Below are 23,175 nucleotides of genomic sequence, written 5' to 3'. Positions count from 1 at the left end.
GTAAAGACGATGCAAGTGAGCGGTGAGGACTCAGGTGAGAGCGGCGGAAGCAGGCATAGTTCGATGGCTGGTGCGTATCAGCTGCGCCTTTGCGCTGGTCCTTGTCGGCTTCACGCATCAGGCGCCAGCCTTTGCCAATGGCGCTTTCATCCCCGACGAGCTGTCCGAATATGTGCTGCCGGATGGGACCGCGCCGGTCATCTGTACGGTCGATAGGGCGCAATCGACACACCACGACAGCAAGATCCACACGCACGGCTGCGAAGCCTGTCGGATCAGCGCGTCGGCCCTTTTGCCTATTCCTGTTTTCGCCACATGGCGAAGCGCTTCCATCCCCACTTATCTTGGCCTGCGTCGTAATGCTGAGGCTAACGCAAACCGGCCTTTATCGCCCGGCGGCGGCCCGAGAGGCCCTCCGTTGAAAGCTGCTCAAATATGAGCTGCCATGCGGTCCGCCGTTCCGATCCCGCATAGCTTTCCTACTGTCCCATACATACGTCCGCTGCCGGTGCCGCATGACATGTTAGTCACGCAAGCGCCGGCAAACAGCGGTCGCTCTGGCAGGAACCACCATCATGAAGAAGTTTACAGTCCTTCTGGCTACCCTCCTTCTTGCAGGCCTTTTCATCGCGCCCGCTGGCGCACAGACGATCAACGCAGGCGATATAGAGATCTCCAATCCGAACGCCCGTGCCATGGTGCCCGGCGCGAAAGTCGGCGGCGGCTATCTGGTCATCACCAACAAGGGAAAAGCCGACGACAAACTCGTCGGTATCACCTCATCGCGTGCCAAATCATCGGAAGTTCACCAGATGAACGTCGATAACGGTGTCATGACCATGCGCCCGGTTGCGGGTGGTCTTGTCATCCCTGCGGGGCAGGCGGTCGAGCTCAAGCCGGGCGGCTATCACGTCATGTTCAAGGACGTCGCCGAGCCCTTCAAGCAGGGCGAGACGGTCAAGGCGACGTTGACGTTCGAAAAGGCCGGACAGGTCGATGTCGAATTCGCGGTAGGTGGCGCCAACGCCATGAAGATGGATGGTCATTCCGGGATGAGCGATATGTCCAAGCCGCAATAGGCGGCAGGTATTAGACAGTCATCAGCAATCAGCGAATCATTACAATGAGCAATCCTATGTCTAGAACGAGCAAATTCCTTATCGCGTCCTTCGTTGCTACTCTTGTCGCCGCCGGGCAGGCGAGTGCCCATGCGCATCTCACGTCAAGCGTTCCCGCCGACAAGGCCACGGTGCAGGTGTCCCCCGCAGCGGTGGAACTGCATTTCTCCGAGGAGCTCAACCTCCGCTTCTCGGGCGCGACGATTGCCGGTGCCGGCGACACGCAGGTTCCGACCGGCGACACCAAGCTGTCCGACGACGGAAAAACGCTGACGGTGCCCGTTTCGGGAAGCCTCGATGCCGGCGGGTATGTCGTCGAGTGGCACGTGCTGTCGACGGACGGCCACAAGACGAAGGGCAGCTATGGCTTCACGGTCAAGCCGTGACGCCTGATGCGGCCCTTATCGTCTGCCGCTTTCTCTTCGACGCCGCGGTCATCCTGATCTGGGGTAGCTCCGCCTATCTCTGCGCGCTCGTGTCGCCCGAACTTGCACGCATTGTAGGAGACCGGCTGCGGTGGTTGAGCGCGGCTGCAATCGCAGTCGCGTTCGCCTCCACCGTTGCCATGCTCCCGCTCCGCACGGCGATCATCGGCGACGGGTGGTCCGATCTGTTCGCGCCGGAGATGCTCGGCGCCGTGCTCACGCAGACGGATGTCGGGACGGCCTGGATGGTCCAGGCCGTCGGCGTCGTGTTGCTTGGCGCGACAATGGTTCTTCCGTCACGGTATCGGCAAATGGGGCAGGCCGTCTGTGCGGCACTCGTGCTGCTCAGCCTGACGCTGAGCGGCCACGCAGCGATGAACAGCGGCTGGCTTCGGGTGATCCACCGTATCAATGACGGTGTGCATCTTCTGGCCGGCGGTGCCTGGCTGGGTGCGCTGGTGCCGGTGCTCTTGATCCTGCCTATGCTTGGACGAGGCACGCTGCAGGCCGATGCGCGCGTCGCGGTCATGCGGTTTTCGACTGGAGGACATGTCGCCGTTGCACTTGTGCTTCTCTCTGGCGCCTCGAACACGCTGCTTATTCTAGGGGGCGTGCCGTCGGATTGGTCGTTCGGTTATCAGCGTCTGCTGAGCGCCAAGATCGTGGTGGTGGTGGCAATGGTGGCGATCGCCATCATCAACCGCTATGTCTTCGTGCCGAAGTTCGCTCGAGACCACTCTCTTCTTCCGCTGAAGATTTGCGCCATTACCGAGATCGTTCTCGGCTTGACGGTTGTCGGGCTCGTCGCCTGGTTCGGCACGTTGCAGCCACGCTAGGCGCGAAAGCCGCCGTCCAATCCATCTACGTCAAATAACGGTGCTGCCTGTTTTTTCGCTTTGAAGCCTTGATTCTCCATGTCATTTTCAGCGCAACACTGCATACCGATAATGGGGACGATCATGTTTTCAAAAAGCATCAAATTCAACGCCGCGCTTGCCGCGCTCCTGCTCGCGCCATCGCTTGCATTCGCCCATCCGGGCGCCGGTCAGGCGGTCGGCTTCGCGCATGGCTTCAGCCACCCGATGTCCGGGCTCGACCATATCCTCGCCATGATCATGGTCGGCGTTGTCGCCTGGCAGCTTGGCGGCCGTGCCGTCTGGATGGTGCCTGCCACCTTCGTCGCCGTCATGGGCCTCGGCGGAGCGCTCGGCATGATCGGTATCTCGATCCCCTTCGTGGAAGCCGGGATTGCGCTTTCGGTGATCGTTCTCGGCGCCGTCATCGCGCTTAACGTTCGTGCGCCGGTTGCCGTTGCGGCCGGTCTGGTTGGTCTGTTCGCCGTTTTCCACGGTCATGCGCATGGTTCGGAAATGCCGGCTGCCGCCGCAGGCATGTCTTACGCCGCCGGCTTCATGATCGCGACGGCCATGCTGCACGCCATCGGTCTTGCTATGGGCTTTGCGATTGCACGTGCCGGTGATGCCAAAGGCGCTCTCGTGACGCGCTCCGCCGGCGGTGTCGCGGCACTGGCGGGGATCGGCCTGCTGACCGGTCTCATCTGATTGCTCTATGCTCTGGGATGAGGGGCCTTGTCGGCTCCTCATCATAAGGTTTCGCGGAGACAACTCGGCGTTTCTAATTCAAGCCGCGGCGAAATTCCGCTGCTTTTCTGAGCGTTCGCTGCACGATCGAGGGCATGGCCGGCTTGGTGACGACACCAAGTGCGCCGTTCAGCTTGTCCGCCACGGCCTCCGGATTGCCGGTCATGAACACCACGGTCACCCCGAATTCCTCCACCAGACGGCGGCCTATTTCCGGGCCTGTCGGCCCATCCGAGAGGTTGACGTCGACGAAGGCAATATCGGCGTCACGCGCAAGCTGCAGCGCCTGATCACGGCCGTTCGCCAGGCCGGCGACGTCGAAGCCCATCTCTTTTATCGTTTCCTCGAGATCAAGCGCGATGAAAAGCTCGTCCTCGACGATGAGGACACGCTGCTTGGTGCTATTTTCAGTCTGTGAATTGTACTCAACGCCGGTGCCCATACTTGGCCCCCTGTTACTCATTTTCACCAGAACTCGGACGGAAAACGGCTAGGCAACAGATATGTTCCGGCGCGGGACAGCTTTATTTTCAGTTAAGATATTGTTAGTGTTAACAAAATACTAATTTCAGTCTTTCGTAACGCATGCTCTCTCAGAGATCCGCAGCCGGTCTTGATGGTGCTGTAACACGATTGAGATTTACTGCCGGGCGACGCTCCATCCGAGTTGACAACAGGGATGCGAGTGGGGAGAGTTGCCGCCAAATGAGGCGCCAGCATATTGGGGGGAACCTATGTTCGCACGCGCGTTCTTGACAGCCGTAACCGTTGTTCTTTCGACCGCTCTGATCGGTTCACCCGCTTTTTCCGCGGACAGCAAGCGACAGATACAAACCGTGCGCGATGCCGACTATTTCGGCTTTGATCTGCGCAGCGAGCAGAATGTCACGCTCGACCAGTGCAAGGCATCTTGCATCGGCGACAAATCGTGCAAGGCCTTCACCTATAACCCCAAGGCCAGCTGGTGCTTCCTGAAATCCGACTTCAAGACGATGAATGCCTTCCCGGGCGCCATCGCCGGCAAGATCGTCGAGACAGCGGGCAGCCAGGAGCCGGATCTCGGTGCTGCACCTCGCATCGGATTCCTCTCTGGCGATGTGCTGCAACAGGCGCGCGACGACAAGGCCAATCTCGAACTCGCCGACGACCAGCAGGGCCAATCCGCCGACAGCCTGATCGCCAATGCGCGGATCGACCTCACGGCAAACAATGTTGTCGATGCCCTGAAATCCTTCCGGGGAGCGCTGGCGTTCACGCCCGATAATGCGGATCTGTGGCTGGAAACGGCGCGCGCGGGCGACAGCTTCGTCAAGACCGACGACAATAACGGCAGCGACATCTATGCGCAGGCCGTGCTCGCCGCCATCAATGGCTACGACCTTACGCGGACAACGACCAGCCGCGCGGATGCGCTTGCGGTTCTGGCCGTGGCGCTGGAAAAGAACGCGAACTACCGGGCCGCGCTCAATGCCTATAAGGCAAGCCTGGCGCTGGTGAACTCGAAGGAAGTCCAGGCCGCTTACCTGCAGCTGAAGTCGACCCAGGGCTTCCGTATCACGGATCACACCGTCGATGCCGACAGCGCCACGCCGCGCGCTTGCGTCACCTTCTCGGAATCACTGGTCAAGACCACCGACTATACCCCCTTTGTGACGCTGAATGGCGCGTCGCCGAAGGCGCTCGAAACCAAGGACAAGCAGATCTGCGTCGAGGGCCTGACGCATGGCGAGAACTACAAGATCTCCTTCCGCACCGGCCTTCCTTCGTCAGTCGACGAAGTTTTGGAGGCGCCGGTCAGCCTCGATATCTACGTCAAGGATCGCACCGCAAGCGTCCGCTTCACCGGCGACAGCTTCGTGTTGCCATCGACGGCGCGTCGCGGCATTCCGATCGTCTCGGTCAATATGGCCTCGGCCAACCTCAAGCTCTACCGCATCGGCGATCGCGGCATCGCGCCATTGCTGACCAGCTCGCAGTTCCTCACGCAGCTGGATGGCTACAGCGCCCAGCGGATCGAGGACGAGAGCGGCGAGCTTGTCTGGCAAGGCGCGATCGATATCGCCAATGACCTGAACAAGGATGTCGTCACAAGTTTCCCCGTCGATGAAGCGCTGCCGGAGCGCAAACCTGGCGTCTACGTGCTGACGGCGACGTCGCCGACCGGGCCGGACCAGGAATGGAATTCGCAGGCCACGCAGTGGTTCGTGGTCTCCGATATCGGTGTGACGACCTATGCTGGGACAGACGGCCTCAACGTCTTCGCCCGCTCGCTTGCATCAGCCAAGCCGATGGCCGGCGTCGCGCTGCAGCTTCTCGCCAAGAACAACGAGGTGCTCGGCACCGCCACGACCGACGACAATGGCCGCGCCACCTTCACCGCCGGCCTGATCCGCGGGACGTCGGCGCTGACGCCTGCCGTGATCACGGCGAAGAACGGGACGTCGGACTACGTCTTCCTCGACATGACACGGGCCGGCTTCGACCTCTCCGATCGTGGTGTCACCGGCCGTGCATCGCCCGGCGCGATCGACGTGCTGACATTCACCGAGCGCGGCATCTACCGCGTCGGCGAAACGGTTCACGCGTCTGCGCTGGCGCGTGATACGGATGGCAAGGCAATCGAAAATCTGCCGCTGACCTTCATCTTCATGCGCCCCGACGGGGTCGAAGATCGCCGCATCGTCAGCCAGACCAGCAATCTCGGCGGCTACAACGTGGATTTCGCCGTACAGGACAACGCCATGCGCGGCACCTGGACGATGAACATCCATACCGACCCGAAGGGTTCGCCGATCGCCAGCAAGAGCTTCCTGGTTGACGATTTCGTGCCGGATCGGACCGACATGGAGCTGAAGACCGAGGCGAAGGTGATCGGACCAGACACGCCGGCGACGATCAACATCACCGGCAAGTATCTCTATGGCGCGCCCGCCGCCGGGCTCACGCTCGAAGGCGATGTCGTCATCAAGCCGACGCGCCAGGCCGATGCGTTTCCGGGTTACTTCTTCGGCCTAGCCGATGAGGAAGCGAGCGAGGATTCGCGTCAGTCGATCGAGGGGCTGCCTGATCTGGATGAAAAGGGCGAAGGCGTCACCGATCTGACAGTCGGCGAGCTGCCGGCAACGACGCAGCTTCTGAACGCGACCGTCTATATCAGAATGCAGGAGGCCGGAGGCCGCGCCATTGAACGCTCGCTCGTTCTTCCTGTGAAGAACCAGGGTCCGATGATCGGCATCAAGCCGGAGTTCTCGGGCGATCTCGGCGAGAACTCGATCGCCAACTTCACTATAATCGGCGTCAGCGCCGATGGTGCGAAAGAGGAGATGAAGGGGCTTCGCTGGAAGCTCTTCAAGCTCAACCGCGATTATCAATGGTATCGCGATGGCACGGCCTGGAAGTACGAGCCGGTCTATACCGCCGAGCAGGTGGGCAACGGCAATGTCGATGCCGGCATCGATGGCGCCAAGATTGCCTCGCCCGTGCAATGGGGCCGTTATCGCCTCGAGGTCGAGAGCACGGACGCGGATGGACCGACCTCCAGCGTGGAGTTCGACGCCGGTTGGTTCGTGCAGGCTACATCCACGGAAACGCCCGATGGGCTGGAGATCGCGCTTGACAAGGATAGCTACAAGGTCGGTGAGACCGCGAAGCTAAAGGTCTCCTCGCGCTATGCCGGCGAGCTGATGATCGCTGCCGGTACCGAGACGCTGGTTGCCGTGCAGAACGCGGCGATCGGCGAGACGGGCGGCGAGGTGGATATCCCCGTTACCGCCGACTGGGGCGCGGGCGCCTATGTGACCGCGACGCTTTTCCGTCCTGGTGATGCCCAGGACAGCCACATGCCGATGCGCGCCATCGGCGTGAAATGGCTGAAGGTCGACCCCGAGGATCGGGCCTTGCAGGTCAAGATCGACGCGCCTGAGAAGATGTTGCCACGCGGCCCTCTGCCGATCACGCTCGCGGTTGCGGGTGCTGGCGCAAACGAGGACGCGTATGTCACCGTTGCCGCCGTCGATGTCGGCATTCTTAATCTGACGCGCTATGAGCCGCCGAACCCTGAGGAATGGTATTTCGGCCAGCGCCAACTCGGTCTTGAAATCCGCGACCTCTATGGCCGGCTGATCGATGGCTCGCTGGGCGCCACCGGCAAACTGCGCACCGGCGGCGATGGCGGGGCGATCGCGCTGCAGGCAAGCCCGCCGACGCAGAAGCTCGTTGCCTTCTTCTCCGGTCCGGTGAAGTTGGATGCCGAGGGCAAGGCGCATGTCAGCTTCGATATTCCACAGTTCAACGGCACGGCGCGCCTGATGGCGGTCGCCTGGTCCAAATCCGGTGTCGGCCATGCCACGCAAGACGTGATCATTCGCGATCCTGTCGTCGTCACCGCCAGCCTGCCGCGCTTCCTGGCGCCGGGGGACAAGTCTGAACTGCGCCTTGATATCGCCAATACCGATGCGCCCGCCGGCGACTACAAGCTTGCAGTCACAGGCAACGACGCTGTCGGTATCGATAAGGCCACGCAGACGATCCGTCTGGATACCGGCGCGAAGCAGGCGGTGACGCTGGCGGTGACCGGCTTGCAGCCGGGCAACGGTATCGTTTCGATCAACCTGTCGGATGCGGCGGGCCTGTCGCTCGACCAGAGCCTCGATGTCCCCGTTCGGCCGGCGGTATTGCCGGTCACGGAGCGTCGCGTGCTGGCGCTGAAGCCGGGCGCGAAGCTGACGATCGACAAGGCGCTTCTGGCGGATAGCGTCCTTCCGGGCGCGTCGGTCAGCGTCAACGTTACGCGCTCGGCTGCCTTCGACATTCCGGCCTTGCTGATGTCGCTCGATCGCTATCCTTTCGGCTGTGCCGAACAGACGACCAGCCGGGCTCTGCCGCTGCTTTATCTCAGCGAGCTTGCCGAGCAGGTCGGTCTCGATGGCGATGCGGATATCAAGAAGCGCGTGCAGGACGCCATCTACCGTGTCCTGTCCTACCAGGCATCCGCCGGCAGTTTCGGCCTTTGGGGGCCGGATAGCGGCGATCTGTGGCTCGATTCCTACGTTACCGATTTCCTGACGCGGGCTCGCGAGCAGAAATACGACGTGCCGGATCGTGCACTCGCGCAGGCGCTGGAGAACCTGCAGAACGCATTGAGCTATGACGTCAACGTCAAGGATCAGGGTGATCAGATCGCCTATGCGCTCTATGTGCTTGCGCGCAACAAGAAGGCCGCGATCAGCGATCTGCGCTATTATGCCGACACGATGATTAACGACTTCCCGACACCGCTCGCTAAGGCCCATATCGCGGCCGCGCTGGCGCTATACGGCGATGCGACGCGTTCGAAGAACATCTTCGTCGACGCGCTGCAGATGTCGGCCCAGTCGATGGTCACGAAGGTCAACCTGTCGCGCACCGACTACGGCTCGGTGCTCAGAGACGGTGCCGCCATCCTCGCGCTCGCCGCCGAAAGCCGCCCGGTGCCGCCGATCGTGCCGGAACTGGCGAAGGCCGTTGCCAAGGAGTGGGAGCGCAGCAAGTACACCAGCACCCAGGAACAGGCCTGGATGCTGCTTGCCGCCCGCGCCATCCAGGGCGGTGACGACTCTCTGAAGATCGACGTCAACGGCGCGCTCCACAACGGCGCCTACATGGCGCGGATGAACGGCGAGGCGCTGGCCGATCACGCGCTGACCCTGACCAACCAGACAAGCGATGCCGTTTCGGCTGTTGTCACGACCGTTGCCGCACCGGTGACGCCGCTGCCGGCAGGCGGCGATGGCTTTGCCATCGAGCGCAGTTACTACACGCTGGATGGCGAGGAAGCGAATGTCTCGGAGGCGAAGCAGAATGAGCGCTACGTCGTCGTGCTGCATGTCACCGAGAGCAACAAATGGCCGTCGCGCATCGTCATCACCGATCTGCTGCCAGCCGGCTTCCAGATCGACAATCCGAGCCTTGTCGACAGCGCGCAGCTGACCAACTTCGACTGGATCGGCGATGTGACGGCCGCGCATACCGAGTTCCGCAACGATCGCTTCGTCGCCGCCTTCAATCGCAGCGCCGATGACAACCGCGAGATCAACGTCGCCTACGTCGTGCGCGCCGTGACACCCGGCGTCTACGATCACCCGGCGGCGAACGTCGAGGACATGTACCGGCCGCAGCTTTCGGCGCGGACGGCAACCGGCAAGATGGAGGTCGTGGCGGCACAGCCATGAGACTGAGGCGGAAAATCGCGATCGGCCTTGTGGCGGCGATGGCAATCGCCGGCGCCGGGCTGATCGGGCTCGACGCGGCGGACAAGGCATTTCCGCCGCCGCTTGACAAAGCGCGCGTATCCGCCGAGGTGCTGGATGCCGATGGAGAGCTTCTGCGTGCTTTCGCGACGCCGGAAGGGCGCTGGCGGCTGAAGACTGATGTCGGCGATGTCGATCCGCAGTTCCTGCGCATGCTGGTCGCCTATGAGGATCGGCGCTTTTACGAGCATGGCGGCATCGACGCGCGCGCGATTGGTCGCGCCGCCTTCCAGCTCGTCACCAACGGCCGTATCGTGTCTGGGGCCTCTACGCTCTCGATGCAGGTCGCCCGGCTGATCGAGCCGCGCCAGGGGCGTTCGCTTTCGGCCAAGCTGCTGCAGGTCGCACGCGCGCTCCAGATCGAGCGACGCCTCTCCAAGGATGAGATCCTCGATCTCTATCTGACCCATGCGCCCTATGGCGGCAACCTGGAGGGCGTCAGGGCCGCGAGCCTTGCCTATTTCGGCAAGGAGCCGAAGCGACTGACGGTGGCGCAGGCCGCACTCCTCGTTGCATTGCCGCAGCTTCCCGAAAAACGCCGTCCTGATCGCAACCTCAAGGCCGCCGAAGCGGCGCGCAAGCGCGTCCTGGAGCGCGTCGCGGTCGTAGACGCGATTGGAGAAGGGGAGGCGGAGCGCGCCGAGGCGACGCTTGTGCCGGCAAAACGCATGCAACTGCCGGCGCTCGCGGCCCATGTCGGCGAAGCCGCGCTACGTAAGGCGCCGGACGCGTCGCCGTACCGGACCACGCTGAAGAAGCGCGTGCAGGAGGGGCTGGAGACCGTCGCCAAAGCCGCTGCGCTGAAGCTTGGTCCCAAACTGTCGCTGGCGATGGTGATGGCGGATGCGCAGACCGGGGATATTGTCGGCGAAGTCGGCTCCGCCGATTATTTCGACGCGAGCCGATCCGGCTGGATCGACATGACGCGTGTCCCGCGCTCGCCGGGCTCCACACTAAAGCCATTCATCTATGGCCTTGCCTTCGAGGAGGGATTGGTCAGTCAGGAGACGATCATCGAGGATCGGCCGGCGGATTTCTTCGGTTACCGGCCGCGCAATTTCGATATGAGCTATCAGGGTGACGTGACGGTGCGCGATGCGCTGCAGCTCTCGCTCAACGTGCCCGCGGTCAAGCTGCTCGATGCCGTCAACCCCGCCAAGCTCCTCATCCGCTTCCGCCGCGCCGAGGTGCGCCCGCTGCTGCCGGCGAACGAAACGCCGGGACTTGCGATCGGGCTCGGCGGCGTCGGCCTCACGCTCAAGGATCTGGTGCAGCTCTATACCGCGCTCGCCAACCGAGGGCAGGCGGTCAGGATCGGCGATGGCATATCCGGAAATCCCGGAGAGATCGAAGGCGAAGCGCTGCTGGAGCCGGTCGCGGTGTGGAATGTCGCCGACATTCTCTCGGGCGTCATCCCGCCCGCCGGCGCGCCGCAACGCGGCATCGCCTACAAGACCGGCACGAGCTACGGATACCGCGACGCCTGGTCCGTGGGCTATGATGGTCGCTATGTCCTCGGTGTCTGGGTCGGTCGCCCTGACAATGGCGCCTCTCCAGGGCTGACCGGCTATGGCACGGCCGCGCCGATCCTGTTCGAGGGTTTCGCTAAATCGGGTATCGCGACAACGCCGCTGCCGCGCCCGCCATCGGGCGCCGTGCGCATGGCGCAGGCGCAGCTGCCGATCAGCCAACGCCGCTTTGCCGTCAATCCCAGCGGATTACTGGCCACCTCAGGCCGCGAGCCGGCGCCGCAGATCGTCTATCCGCCAGAGGGTGCGCATGTCGATTTGGGTGCCCAGGGTCTGGCAAAGGGCGGCGAGCTCTCGCCGCTGATGCTGAAGTTGCAGGGTGGTCGCGCGCCCTTCCGGTGGCTCGCCAACGGCAAGCCATTACCCGACCTGTCGCGGCGGCGCACTAACCAGTGGACGCCCGATGGCGGAGGCTATTCCAAGCTGACGGTCATCGATGCGATGGGGCGCGCGGCAAGTGTCGGCGTGTTCATCGATTGAAGCGGTTTTGACCGCCGTCAAGAAGTGTGAATTTTACGCTTGACCTTCCAGTTGCTGGAAGGTTGATAAGCATCTCCACTGCCTTGTCAGGCACAGGAGATACAAATGGACAGCACCCACGCACATCACCACGGCAACAGCGACCACCATCATCATCCAGTGGATGACGGCGTGGTCCGCGACCCCGTCTGCGGCATGACGGTTGATCCCGCCGCCGGCAAGCCGTCGCTTGAGCGTGAGGGGCGCCGCTATTTCTTCTGCTGCGAGGGCTGCCGCACCAAATTCGAGGCCGCGCCGCAGGATTATCTGACGGCAAAGGACCCGGTCTGCGGCATGAGCGTCGACCGTGCGACGGCCAAGCACTTCCTGCGGCATGAAGGCGAGAAGCACTATTTCTGCTCGGCCGGCTGCAAGACGAAGTTCGAAGCAGCGCCGGCGAATTATCGCGACGGCAGCAAGCCGCAGCCGAAACCTGCTCCGAAGGGGACGCAGTACACCTGCCCGATGCACCCCGAGGTGATCAGCGATCATCCCGGTGATTGCCCCAAATGCGGCATGGCGCTGGAGCCGATGGGCATCCCGCCCATGGATGAGGGACCGAACCCGGAGTTGGTCGATTTCACCCGCCGTCTCTGGATCAGCGGCATTCTCGCGGTTCCGCTGCTTGTCATCACCATGGGGCCGATGATCGGCCTGCCCGTGCGCGATTGGCTCGGCGAGCCGCTTGCGACCTGGGCCGAACTTGTTCTCGCCACGCCCGTGGTGCTTTGGGCAGCACTCCCGTTCTTTCGCCGCGCCTGGGCGTCGCTCGCCAACCGCAGCCCGAACATGTGGACGCTGATCGGTCTCGGTGTCGGAACGGCTTATATTTATAGCCTTGTCGCCACGCTGGCGCCGGGCATCTTCCCGCATTCGTTCCGTGGGCATGGCGGCGCCGTGCCTGTTTATTTCGAGGCGGCGGCCGTTATCGTGGCCCTGGTTTTCATCGGGCAGGTGCTTGAGTTGAAGGCGCGTGAGCGGACCGGCTCGGCCATTCGCGCACTGCTCGATCTTGCGCCGAAGACCGCGCGGCGTATCGGTCGCGATGGCAGTGAGGCCGATGTGCCGATCGACGACATCGTGGTTGGCGATCGCCTGCGCGTTCGGCCGGGCGAGCGGGTTCCTGTCGATGGCACGGTCAGCGACGGGCAGTCGACGATCGACGAATCCATGCTGACAGGCGAGCCGATGCCAGTCGAAAAGGGTACGGGTGATGCGTTGACGGGTGGCACCATCAACAAGAACGGCATGCTCGTGATGACGGCCGACAAGGTCGGCGCGGAGACCACGCTGTCGCGCATCGTCGACATGGTCGCCACGGCGCAGCGCTCGCGCGCGCCGATCCAGGGCGCCGTCGATCGCGTCTCGGCCTTCTTCGTCCCCGCCGTTGTCGCCGCGGCGATTGCCGCCTTCGCAATCTGGGCCCTCGTCGGACCCGAGCCGCGCATGGTTCACGCGCTGCTCGCCGCCGTCTCCGTCCTCATCATCGCCTGCCCCTGCGCGCTGGGTCTTGCCACACCAATGTCGATCATGATCGCCACCGGTCGCGGCGCCCATGAGGGCGTGCTGATCAAGGATGCGGAAGCGCTGGAGCGTTTTTCGAAGGTCGATACGCTGATTGTCGACAAGACGGGCACGTTGACCGAGGGAAAGCCGCGCCTGACGGATGTCGTGGCGCTCGATGATGTTGCCGATGACAGGCTCCTGCAACTCGCCGCCAGCCTGGAGCGCGGATCGGAGCATCCGCTGGCGGCCGCTATCGTGTCGGGCGCGGAAGAGCGTGGGATCGCCTTGGCCGATATCACAGGCTTTGACGCGGTAACGGGCAAAGGCGTACGGGGGAATGTCGGCCAGAGCGCGGTGGCGCTCGGGAACGCGGCGATGATGGCTGATCTCGGCATCGACGTCGCCGCCCATGGCGAGCGGCTGCAATCGCTGCGGGATGACGGCAAGACGGTGATGTTCCTCGTCGTCGACCAGCGCCTTGCCGGGCTGGTGGCAGTCGCCGACCGCATCAAGCCGACGACGGCTGCTGCGATCAAGGCGCTGCATGCGAGCGGTCTGAAGATCATCATGGCGACGGGCGACAACGAGCGCACGGCGCGCTCGGTCGCCAGGAGCCTGGGGATCGACGATGTACGCGCCGATATCCTGCCAGAGAGCAAGAAGGCGCTGATCGACGAGCTGCATGCCAAGGGAGCGGTGGTCGCCATGGCCGGCGATGGGGTCAACGATGCACCGGCGCTGGCGGCGGCCGATGTCGGCATTGCCATGGGCACCGGTGCCGATGTCGCGATGGAGAGCGCCGGCATCACCTTGGTCAAGGGCGACCTCAACGGCATTGTCAGAGCACGGCGCCTGGCCGAGGCGACGATGCGCAATATTCGCCAGAACCTCGGCTTCGCCTTCGGCTACAACGCGCTCGGTGTTCCGCTGGCCGCCGGCGTGCTCTATCCGGTCTTCGGTCTACTGCTGTCGCCGATGATCGCCGCGGCGGCGATGAGCCTGTCGTCTGTCTCGGTCATCGGCAATGCGCTGCGGCTGCGCGCCGCAAAGCTCTAGGAGGTCCGCCATGAATATCGGTGAAGCATCGGCACGCTCCGGCCTGCCGTCGAAGACCATCCGCTACTACGAGGATATCGGCCTCATCCGCCCCGATCGAAACGACAACGGCTACCGCGATTACGCGGTCGCCGACGTTCACAAGCTGCGCTTCCTGCAGAAGTCGCGCGGGCTCGGTTTCTCGGTGGAGGAGTGCCGGCAGCTGCTGGCGCTTTACGAGGACAAGAGCCGGGCCAGCGCCGATGTGAAGGAGTTGACCCAGGCCAAGCTCACCGAGATCGACCGCAAGATCCGCGAGCTCAGCGAACTCCGGCACACGCTTGAGCACCTGGTTCACGCCTGTCACGGAAATGATCGACCTGACTGTCCCATCCTCGAGGAATTGTCGGACGAGCAGCATGCCTGACGATTTGCGCGCATGTGCGGCATCTCCGAGCAATGCTTAAAGTCATGATTTCCATGTGATATTCGGCGGGCGGTATTCCGTTTCGCTCGCCGGATGACGAAAAAGCAGAAAAAATCGCGGCCGCGGGGAATAAAACGACGCGCGGTTTCGTATACTCAATCATGGAACGGAGAGAACGCCCATTCGATGTCATCGGTCAGCTCGCAACGCTTCGGCGCTACGCGCGCTCCCTGGTGCGCAATTCGGATGACGCTGAAGATCTGGTTCATGATGCCCTGGTCCGGGCATACGAGAAGAAGCAGAGCTTCCGCAGTGGCGGTAACTTGCGTACGTGGTTGCTCTCGATCGTGCATAACGCTCACATCGACCGCGTCCGACAGGGGCGATCGCTTACACGACGGCACGATGAGGCCGCCGTAGAGGCCGAGCAGTCCTTGCCAGCCGCGCAGGAACATGCCGTGCGTCTGCAGCAGGTGCGCAATGCTTTCTTCCGCTTGCCGGAGGAGCAGCGCGAGGCCCTCCATCTCGTGGCGATTGAAGACCTCTCCTATCAGGAAGCTGCTGCAGCGCTCGGCGTTCCGATCGGTACATTGATGTCGCGCATTTCGCGCGCCCGCGCCCAGTTGCGCGAAATCGAGGAAGCGACACCGCGCGCACCACATTTGAGGTTGATCGAAGGAGGCGGGAATGAAAGCAGTTGATCCCATTATCGACGCCGATCTCGATGCCTATGTCGATGGCGAACTCGATGTGACTCGTCGCATCCAGGTGGAATCCTATCTGTCCGAGAATCCCGAAACGGCCGCGAAGGTCATGGCGGATTTGAGCATGCGCGGCGAACTGCGCCTTGCGCTCGCTCATGAAGGCGCCTCGGGCCGGGCGGAAACGCGCGATGTCGCGCGCCGTCTTGAGCGCGGGCTTGCTTATGGCCGCATCTTCCACGCCGTACAACGTATCGCCGCCGTCGGCATCATGGTTGCGGCCGGCTGGGTTGCGCACACCTCGTTCGGCGCGTTTACCGCAACCGAAGTGGCTGCATCCGTCCCGGCGCCTGCCTATGTTGAGGAAGCCGTTCAGGCCTACAAGACGACATTGGTGCGCCAGTCCGTGTCTTCGCAGCCGGCGGAAGGCTACAAGCCGGATGAAATTCGCGCCGCAACCGGCATCGTCATGCCGCAGCTTCCCAGTGACTGGGCAATCTCGGACGTACAGATATTCCCGTCCGAGTTCGGCCCGAGCGTCGAAATGTCGATCACGGCCGACAAGAAGCAGCTTTCGCTGTTTGCCGTTCGCCCGGGCGTCTTCTCCGTTCAGTCGGTCAACCATATCGCGCTTGACGGCGCCGAGGCCGCCTATTGGCAGATCGGCGACGTCGCTTACGCGCTGGTGACCGCGGATCGCTCCATCTCACTGGATCAGGCAGCCGATGGGCTTGCCCGTACCCTTTACTAGTTCACTCGAGGAGATCTCAATGAACCCAATCAATCAGCAGCGTTACGGTGCAGCCGTTGGCTCGCAGGCCATGTTCGACGAGGGTCTTCGCCAGCACATGCTGCGCGTCTACAACTACATGGGCATCGGCCTTGTCATCACCGGCATCGTCGCGTTCATCGTTGGCTCGACGCCGGCGCTTTACGTGCCGATCTTCCAGTCGCCGCTCAAGTGGGTGGTCATGCTGGCGCCGCTCGCCTTCGTCTTCTTCTTCTCGTTCAAGATCCAGACGATGTCGGCAAGCGCCGCACAGATGACTTTCTGGGCCTTCTGTGCCGTCATGGGCCTGTCGATGGCTTCGGTGTTCCTGGTCTTCACCGGCACCAGCATCGCACGCACCTTCTTCATTGCCGCGACCATGTTCGGCTCGACCAGCCTCTATGGCTACGTGACCAAGCGTGACCTCTCCCGCATGGGCTCGTTCCTGATGATGGGCCTGATCGGCGTGGTGATCGCCAGCGTCGTCAACATCTTCCTTGGTTCGAGTGCCCTGCAGTTCGCGATCTCGGTCATCGGTATCGTCGTCTTCGTCGGCCTGACCGCTTACGACACGCAGAACATCAAGGAACAGTACTCGGAGAATTACGATCAGGAATCGAACCAGAAGCTTGCCGTCTTCGGCGCTCTGTCGCTCTACCTGAACTTCGTGAACATCTTCCAGCTGCTGCTCAACTTCACGGGCGAGCGCGAATAGTCGAGTTACGGCGCTTCTGGGGGCAAAGGAAGCGCCAGAACGCCCGATCCGCACTCTGTGACAGGATCGTGGATTGGGTGTTCACCATAGGGAAGCGGCCGGGCGCAAGTCCGGCCGCTTTTCTGTTTTGCGAACGTGTGCTGCAGGGCACCTCGGCGAGCGTTGCCGCCTACTGGACTTGGCCATTTGATCCATGCCCTTGCAGCGCCGAACCATGTGCGTCAAAAGCAGGGAGAATTGATCAGGAGAGCCGGCGTGCGCCACATCTATGTCATCGGTATCGGAACGGGAAATCCCGAGCACGTCACCATTCAGGCCATCGGCAGGATGAACGCCGCCGACATGATCTTCCTGCCGACAAAAGGTGAAGAGAAGGAGAAGCTCGCCTCCGTTCGCCGCGAGATTTGCGAGCGCTTCATCACCAATGCGACGACCCGCATTGTCGAGTTCGCCATTCCGCAGCGCAACACGGCTGACCGCAGCTATGTCGAAAGCGTCGATGATTGGCACGCGACGCTGGCGCAAACCTATGTGCGGCTGATCAACGATCTTCCCGAAAACGGTACCGGCGCTTTCCTCGTCTGGGGCGATCCGAGCCTTTATGATAGCGTGATCCGTCTCATCGAGCGGGTAAGAGCACTTGGCACCGTCGATTTCGACTTCAGCGTCATTCCCGGGATCACCAGTATCCAGGCTCTGGCGGCAAGCCACCGCATTCCGATCAACATGGTTGGAAAGCCGGTCGAAATCACGACGGGGCGGCGGCTTGTCGAGCATGGCAACCGGGCGGAAAGCACCGTGGTCATGCTGGATGGAGAGCAGGCGTTCTCCAAGATCGAGGATCCTGATGCGGAGATCTTCTGGGGCGCCTATCTCGGGACGGAAGACGAGATCGTGCGTTCCGGACGGCTCGGTGATGTCGCTGCGGATATCGTGAAGCTGCGCGCCGAAGCGCGTGCGCGGCACGGTTGGATCATGGATATTTACCTGCTGCGTAAGGGCCGCGATTTCGACGACCTCTGACACTGGCGATGGCTTTGCCCGTGGCTCGCGATCATGCAGACGCCGGGCGGAAGGAAATGACGAGATGGCACGCGACGAGCGCATCAAGACGGATATTGCGGGCGAAGCCACGCAACCCTATGCGCGGCGCGGCGCCTGTCCGACCCTGGCGCGGCCGATGCCGACGGGCGATGGTCTGCTTGCGCGATTGCGTCCGCAGGGCGGCATCCTGACGGTCGATCAGTGCGCGCAGCTGGCCCAAGCCGCCTTGCTGTGTGGTAACGGTCTGCTCGAGATCACGGCGCGCGGCAGCCTCCAGATCAGAGGACTTCGGCCGGAAACGGTCGAGCAGTTCGCCGAAGCGGTGGATGCGGCCGGCATCATCGTCTCGCCCAATCCCGTGATCGAACTGCCGCCCCTGCATGGCGGGGCGTTTGGCGATGTCGCGGATGCTGCTGCCATGGAGTTGCTGCTGCGGGACCGGCTAGCCGAATATCTGCAGGCGCCGGGGCTTGCGCCGAAGCTGTCGATCATCGTCGATGGCGGTGGGCGCTTTGATCTGGCCGATGTCACCGCCGACATCCGGCTACGGGCTATTTCGGCGGAAGAGTGGATCGTTGCCATCGCCGGGGACGGCGCGAGTGCCCGTCCGGTTGCTGTCGGTTCCGGCGATGAGGCGATCGTGGCGGTCGGTGACGTGCTCAAGCTGCTGCTTTCGACCGGCTGGCAGAAGCGTTGCCGCGATATCGAAGCAGAGCGATTGGCGTCTGTCTTCCCGGATATGCACGCCATTTCGCGCCACGCCCGTGCGGGCGCGACGCCATCGGTTGGCATGCACGCGATGGAAGACGGTGCGGCGGTGATCGGTCTCAAGCCGCGCTTCGGGCAAATACACGCGAACGACCTGCTGGCGTTTCTGGCGTTCCTCGGCGATCTCGATGTGACCGATATCCGGCCGGCGCCCGATCGCTGTCTTTTCATAACAGGCGTGAGCGAAGAGAGCGCGGCAGCAGTGCGGCAATCGGCGGAGCGCTTTGGCTTGTCCGCCGACAGCGACGATCTCTCATCGCGCATCGCCACCTGTGCCGGCGCCGGCGCCTGCGCGTCGAGCTTCTACGCCACCAAGGCATTGGCGGAGACGTTGATCGAGCGGTGTCCGGAGGTGCTGGATGGCTCGCTCGATCTGCATTTGTCCGGTTGCGCCAAGGGCTGCGCCCATCCGCGCCGCGCCTTTACGGTCTCGGGCGATGCAAACGGCTATCATCTCATCCTTGATGGCCTCGCGTCGGACGCGCCCGATGCACAGATTGCTGGTAGTGACATCAATTCCGCTATAGAGAGGCTTTCCCGTCTCATCAAAAGTGAAAGACAAGCTGGCGAATCTGCTAGGGCCTGTCTCGACAGGGTGGGGACGGCCACGATTACGCGAGCGCTGCGACAGGAATAGGAATGCCAGACTACGATTACATCCACAGTGGCGACGCCATCTATGAGCGGTCGTTTGCGATTATCCGCAGCGAAGCCGATCTGTCGCGGTTTTCCGCCGAGGAAGCCGACGTTGCCGTGCGCATGATTCACGCCTGTGGATTGGTTGAAGCCGCTGAACATTTTGTGTTCGCGCCGCATTTCGTCAGCGCCGCGCGCGCGGCGCTCCATGCCGGCGCGCCGATCTTCTGCGACGCCGAGATGGTGGCGCATGGCGTGACCCGCACAAGGCTTCCCGCCAAGAACGATGTCATCTGCACATTGCACGATCCGCGCACCGCGGAGCTGGCGAAGGAGACCGGAAACACACGTTCGGCCGCCGCCCTTCACCTTTGGAAGGACCGTCTTGCCGGCAGCGTCGTTGCTATCGGCAATGCGCCGACCGCGCTCTTCCACCTGCTCGAATTGTTGCGCGACGGCGCGCCGAAGCCGGCAGCGATCATCGGCATGCCTGTCGGTTTCGTCGGTGCGGCGGAATCCAAGGATGCCTTGGCAGAGAATTCCTATGGCGTGCCCTATGCGATCGTGCGCGGACGGCTTGGCGGCAGCGCCATGACGGCAGCGGCCGTCAACGCCCTGGCGAGGCCTGGCCTGTGAGCGGCGGCGGTCGTCTCATCGGCGTCGGCACGGGTCCCGGCGATCCGGAACTGCTCACCGTGAAGGCCGTGAAGGCAATCGAAGCGGCTGACGTGATTGCCTATTTCGCCAAGCGCGGCAGAAGCGGCAACGGCAAGGCCATCGTCGAGCACCTCATCGGGGCTGACGCGATGATGCTGCCGCTTTACTATCCGGTGACCACCGAGATCGAGAAGAACGAAGCCGAATACCGTCGACAGATCACCGATTTCTACGAGGAGTCGGCGGCGGCTGTCGCCGCGCATCTTGATGCCGGCCGCACGGTGGCCGTCCTCAGCGAGGGCGATCCACTGTTTTATGGTTCCTACATGCACCTGCATGTGCGTCTCGCCAACCGCTATCCGACCGAGGTCATCCCCGGCATCAGCGCTATGTCCGGCTGCTGGTCGCTTGCCGGTATCCCGATCGTGCAGGGCGACGACGTATTGTCGGTTCTGCCCGGGACGATGGCCGAGCAAGAACTTGAGCGTCGCCTGTCCGATACGCAAGCCGCGGTAATCATGAAAGTCGGGCGCAACCTGCCGAAGATCCGCCGCGCGCTGCAGGCATCGGGGCGTCTTGCCGAAGCGGTTTATGTCGAGCGCGGCACGATGGCCAACGCGGCGATGATCAAGCTCGCCGATCGCCCCGAAGGCGATGCGCCTTACTTTTCGCTGGTGCTCGTTCCCGGCTGGGAGAGCAACCGATGAGCGGGCAGCTTTTCGTCATCGGCACCGGCCCGGGCAATCCCGACCAGATGACACCGGAGGCGCATGCCGCCGTTTCGAAGGCTACGGTCTTTTTCGGCTACGGCCCCTATCTCGATCGCCTGAATCTGCGGGCCAACCAGACGCGTCAGGCCTCCGATAACCGCGAGGAACTGGATCGCGCGGGCGCCGCGTTGCGTGCCGCGTCCCAGGGCGCGGTCGTCTGCGTCGTCTCGGGTGGCGACCCTGGTGTTTTCGCCATGGCGGCTGCGGTCTGCGAGGCGGTCGACAATGGTCCGGATGCGTGGCGGGACGTCGATCTCGTCATCCTCCCAGGGATCACCGCCATGCTGGCGGTCGCCGCCCGTGTCGGCGCCCCGCTCGGCCATGATTTCTGCGCGATTTCGCTTTCCGATAATCTGAAGCCCTGGGCGACGATTGAAAAGCGTCTGGCTGCCGCAGCCGAAGGCGGCTTCGTGATCGCGCTTTATAATCCGATCAGCAAGGCGCGTCCTTGGCAGCTTGGAAAGGCGTTCGAGCTGTTGCGCGAAAGGCTGCCCGGCTCTACGCCCGTCATCTTCGGCCGTGCCGCCGGACGGCCGGACGAGCGCATTTCCGTTCAGCCGCTCGATGTCGCGGATGCCGCGACAGCCGATATGGCGACCTGCGTGATCATCGGCTCGGCGGAGACGAAGATCATTGAACGCAAGGGCCGGGCCGATCTCATCTATACCCCACGTTTCAGCCTGGGGGCAGCAGGTGATTGATCATCGCCAAGGCCTCGTCGACGGTAGCGACCGTGGGGATGGCGGGCGCTTCGGCGCGGCCGATCATGATAACCTCGATGCCGAGCGCGCGCGCCGCAGCGATCTTGGCATAAGTGGCCGAGCCGCCGCTGTTCTTGGTGATGACGACATCGATGCGGTACTCCCGCAACAGATCGGCCTCGCGCTCGACATCGAAGGGTCCGCGATCGAGAAGATAATGGGCGTGGGGAAGCTGGGGCTGCGGATCGACCGGGTCCACGCTTCGGATCAGATAGTGGTGCTGTGGGGCCGCATCCGCCCGGTGCGCCTCCTGGCGACCGATGGCGAGAAACACCCTGCGCGGCGCGCTGCCGATATGCGCGATCGCGTGCTGGACGCTTGCGGCATGCCGCCAATTGTCGCCCGCCTCGGCCTGCCAGGGCGCGCGGCGAAGGCAGAAGGCAGGCAGGCCCGTTATCGTGGCGGCTTGCGCGGCGTTGTGCGAGATGCGCGCTGCAAAGGGATGGGTGGCATCGATCAGCAGGTCGAATTTGCCGTCACGCAGGAAGGTTGCGAGCCCCTCCGCGCCACCAAATCCGCCAACGCGGGTGGGCAGGGACTGCGGAGCGGGTTTCTCCGTCCTGCCGGCAAGCGACAGCAAGGCATCGTAGCGCGGCTCAGCGGCCAAAGCCTTGGCGAGCGCGCTTGCCTCGGTCGTGCCGCCAAGCATCAGAATGCGGATTTTGCTCATGGCTGATATGTCTTCCGCTCCCGGCCAACCTTGGCTGACTATTATCGGCATCGGCGAGGATGGTCCAGCAGGGCTGGGCGATGAAGCCAAGCGGCTGGTCGCAGCTGCGTCCGTCGTCTTCGGCGGCCTTCGTCATCATGCGCTGATGGCTGGGCTCATAGAGGGCGAATGCCTGGCGTGGGAGAGCCCGTTCGAGCGCTCGGTTGGAGCGATTACGGCGCGTCGAGGTTCGCCTGTCGTCGTGCTCGCCTCTGGAGACCCGTTTCTCTACGGCGTCGGTGCCACGCTGTCGCGGAGCGTCGATGCCACGGAGATGCGAACGATACCCGCGCCGTCATCCTTCAGCCTTGCCGCTTCGCGGTTGGGCTGGCCGTTGCAGGAGATCGCCTCCGTCTCCCTGCATGGACGCTCGATCGATCTCATCCGTCCACATCTGCACCACGGCCGGCGCATCATCGCACTCACCTCCGACCAAGAGACACCAATGCAGCTTGCGGCGTTGCTTGCGGCCAACGGTTTCGGCCGGTCGCGGCTGCATGTGCTCGAAGCGCTCGGCGGCGCGCGTGAACGCGTCAGGGCCTGCCAGGCCGATGCGTTCGATCTTGAGGACATCGATCCGCTGAACGTCTGCGCCATTGATGTCGTGGCAGGCGAGGGCGCGCGCGTGCTTGCCTTTGCGCCCGGCCTCGACGATGCGCTCTTCGAGCATGATGGCCAGATCACCAAGCGGGAGGTCCGGGCGTTGACGCTGTCGACGCTTGCGCCCCGCCATGGCGAGCTATTGTGGGATATCGGCGCCGGCTCCGGCTCGATCGGTATAGAGTGGATGCTGTGTGACCCGTCGCTGCGGGCGATCGCGATCGAGCAATCGAGCGAGCGAGCTCTGCGTATCGCGCGCAATGCGGCAGCCTTCGGTGTGCCGGGGCTCGCGGTTGTGGAAGGCGCGGCGCCGCAGGCGTTGCAGTCGCTGTCCGAGCCCGACGTTATCTTCGTCGGTGGCGGGGGAAGCGAGGATGGGGTAATGGAGGCGGCGATCGCGGCGCTGAAAGGCGGCGGCCGGCTGGTTGCCAACTCCGTGACGCTCGAGATGGATGCGAAATTGCTGGCGTTGCACGCCACGCTGGGCGGGTCGTTGACCCGCATCGATATTTCCCGCGCCGGCGCGATCGGCGCGATGACGGGCTGGCGTCCGGCAATGCCCGTCACACAGTGGCACTGGGTCAAGAATTGAGGACAA

At 63.1% G+C, this 23,175-nt stretch carries 19 protein-coding genes; 17 read left to right on the top strand and 2 right to left on the bottom strand.

Annotated features, from left to right (window positions below; translation table 11 throughout):
* Positions 1-575 precede the first annotated feature (575 nt).
* The 4 genes from ACIQUB_RS11680 (at position 576) to ACIQUB_RS11665 (ending at position 3,105) form a co-directional block, all read left to right on the top strand.
* Positions 576-1,079, top strand: coding sequence for a copper chaperone PCu(A)C (locus tag ACIQUB_RS11680; protein ID WP_402929584.1), 504 nt, complete (start codon positions 576-578; stop codon positions 1,077-1,079).
* Positions 1,080-1,135: 56 nt separating this feature from the next.
* Entirely contained in the window at positions 1,136-1,504 is a 369-nt protein-coding gene (gene copC / locus ACIQUB_RS11675) for a copper homeostasis periplasmic binding protein CopC (protein ID WP_402929582.1), read from the top strand.
* Entirely contained in the window at positions 1,501-2,379 is an 879-nt protein-coding gene (copD, locus tag ACIQUB_RS11670; RefSeq protein ID WP_402929580.1) for a copper homeostasis membrane protein CopD, read from the top strand. Before copC ends, copD begins: the two co-directional genes overlap by 4 nt.
* A gap of 123 nt (positions 2,380-2,502) precedes the next feature.
* Entirely contained in the window at positions 2,503-3,105 is a 603-nt protein-coding gene (locus ACIQUB_RS11665; protein ID WP_402929578.1) for a HupE/UreJ family protein, read from the top strand.
* Positions 3,106-3,178: 73 nt separating this feature from the next.
* Here ACIQUB_RS11665 and ACIQUB_RS11660 read toward each other — a convergent pair whose 3' ends face one another.
* Entirely contained in the window at positions 3,179-3,586 is a 408-nt protein-coding gene (locus ACIQUB_RS11660; RefSeq protein ID WP_402929576.1) for a response regulator, read from the bottom strand.
* Positions 3,587-3,878: 292 nt separating this feature from the next.
* Between ACIQUB_RS11660 and ACIQUB_RS11655 the strand changes: the two genes are divergently transcribed.
* The 12 genes from ACIQUB_RS11655 to ACIQUB_RS11600 all read left to right on the top strand — a co-directional run bounded on the left by ACIQUB_RS11655 (position 3,879) and on the right by ACIQUB_RS11600 (position 21,208).
* Positions 3,879-9,353, top strand: a complete 5,475-nt coding sequence (locus tag ACIQUB_RS11655; protein ID WP_402929574.1) for an alpha-2-macroglobulin family protein — start codon at positions 3,879-3,881, stop codon at positions 9,351-9,353.
* Positions 9,350-11,440, top strand: coding sequence for a penicillin-binding protein 1C (pbpC, locus tag ACIQUB_RS11650; RefSeq protein ID WP_402929573.1), 2,091 nt, complete (start codon positions 9,350-9,352; stop codon positions 11,438-11,440). The genes ACIQUB_RS11655 and pbpC overlap by 4 nt, the downstream gene beginning before the upstream one ends.
* A 105-nt stretch (positions 11,441-11,545) precedes the next feature.
* Positions 11,546-14,041 carry a heavy metal translocating P-type ATPase gene (locus tag ACIQUB_RS11645; RefSeq protein ID WP_402929571.1) on the top strand — a complete coding sequence of 832 codons (2,496 nt, stop codon included), beginning with the start codon at positions 11,546-11,548 and terminating at the stop codon, positions 14,039-14,041.
* A 10-nt stretch (positions 14,042-14,051) separates the two neighbouring features.
* Entirely contained in the window at positions 14,052-14,447 is a 396-nt protein-coding gene (cueR, locus tag ACIQUB_RS11640; RefSeq protein WP_018896509.1) for a Cu(I)-responsive transcriptional regulator, read from the top strand.
* Positions 14,448-14,608: 161 nt separating this feature from the next.
* A complete protein-coding gene (locus tag ACIQUB_RS11635; RefSeq protein ID WP_402929569.1) occupies positions 14,609-15,148 on the top strand; it encodes a sigma-70 family RNA polymerase sigma factor in 540 nt (179 codons plus the stop codon).
* Complete coding sequence (locus tag ACIQUB_RS11630; protein ID WP_402929567.1) at positions 15,135-15,899, top strand: anti-sigma factor family protein; 765 nt, start codon at positions 15,135-15,137, stop codon at positions 15,897-15,899. The genes ACIQUB_RS11635 and ACIQUB_RS11630 overlap by 14 nt, the downstream gene beginning before the upstream one ends.
* 19 nt (positions 15,900-15,918) lie before the next feature.
* Positions 15,919-16,632, top strand: coding sequence for a Bax inhibitor-1/YccA family protein (locus ACIQUB_RS11625; protein ID WP_018896506.1), 714 nt, complete (start codon positions 15,919-15,921; stop codon positions 16,630-16,632).
* A gap of 255 nt (positions 16,633-16,887) precedes the next feature.
* Positions 16,888-17,655: a precorrin-6A synthase (deacetylating) gene (gene cobF / locus ACIQUB_RS11620; protein ID WP_402929564.1), complete on the top strand. Its 768-nt coding sequence runs from the start codon at positions 16,888-16,890 to the stop codon at positions 17,653-17,655.
* Positions 17,656-17,719: 64 nt separating this feature from the next.
* Entirely contained in the window at positions 17,720-19,081 is a 1,362-nt protein-coding gene (gene cobG, locus ACIQUB_RS11615) for a precorrin-3B synthase (protein ID WP_402929562.1), read from the top strand.
* Positions 19,082-19,083: 2 nt separating this feature from the next.
* Positions 19,084-19,716, top strand: a complete 633-nt coding sequence (locus ACIQUB_RS11610) for a precorrin-8X methylmutase (RefSeq protein ID WP_018896502.1) — start codon at positions 19,084-19,086, stop codon at positions 19,714-19,716.
* Positions 19,713-20,444 carry a precorrin-2 C(20)-methyltransferase gene (locus tag ACIQUB_RS11605; protein WP_402929559.1) on the top strand — a complete coding sequence of 244 codons (732 nt, stop codon included), beginning with the start codon at positions 19,713-19,715 and terminating at the stop codon, positions 20,442-20,444. The genes ACIQUB_RS11610 and ACIQUB_RS11605 overlap by 4 nt, the downstream gene beginning before the upstream one ends.
* On the top strand, positions 20,441-21,208 hold the full coding sequence (locus tag ACIQUB_RS11600; RefSeq protein ID WP_402929557.1) for a precorrin-3B C(17)-methyltransferase: 768 nt from the start codon (positions 20,441-20,443) through the stop codon (positions 21,206-21,208). Before ACIQUB_RS11605 ends, ACIQUB_RS11600 begins: the two co-directional genes overlap by 4 nt.
* On the opposite strand, the gene ACIQUB_RS11595 is transcribed toward ACIQUB_RS11600, so the two are convergent.
* Positions 21,183-21,938, bottom strand: a complete 756-nt coding sequence (locus ACIQUB_RS11595; protein ID WP_402929555.1) for a cobalt-precorrin-6A reductase — start codon at positions 21,936-21,938, stop codon at positions 21,183-21,185. The genes ACIQUB_RS11600 and ACIQUB_RS11595 overlap by 26 nt on opposite strands.
* On the opposite strand from ACIQUB_RS11595, the gene cbiE reads away from it, so the two are divergent.
* Positions 21,937-23,169 (top strand): precorrin-6y C5,15-methyltransferase (decarboxylating) subunit CbiE, encoded by a 1,233-nt coding sequence (gene cbiE / locus ACIQUB_RS11590; RefSeq protein WP_402929553.1) that lies wholly within the window; start codon positions 21,937-21,939, stop codon positions 23,167-23,169. The genes ACIQUB_RS11595 and cbiE overlap by 2 nt on opposite strands.
* Positions 23,170-23,175: the final 6 nt, after the last annotated feature.

This window comes from Rhizobium sp. NPDC090275, assembly GCF_044772225.1.
Classification (GTDB): domain Bacteria; phylum Pseudomonadota; class Alphaproteobacteria; order Rhizobiales; family Rhizobiaceae; genus Rhizobium.
This window is presented reverse-complemented; position numbering and strand designations above follow the sequence as displayed.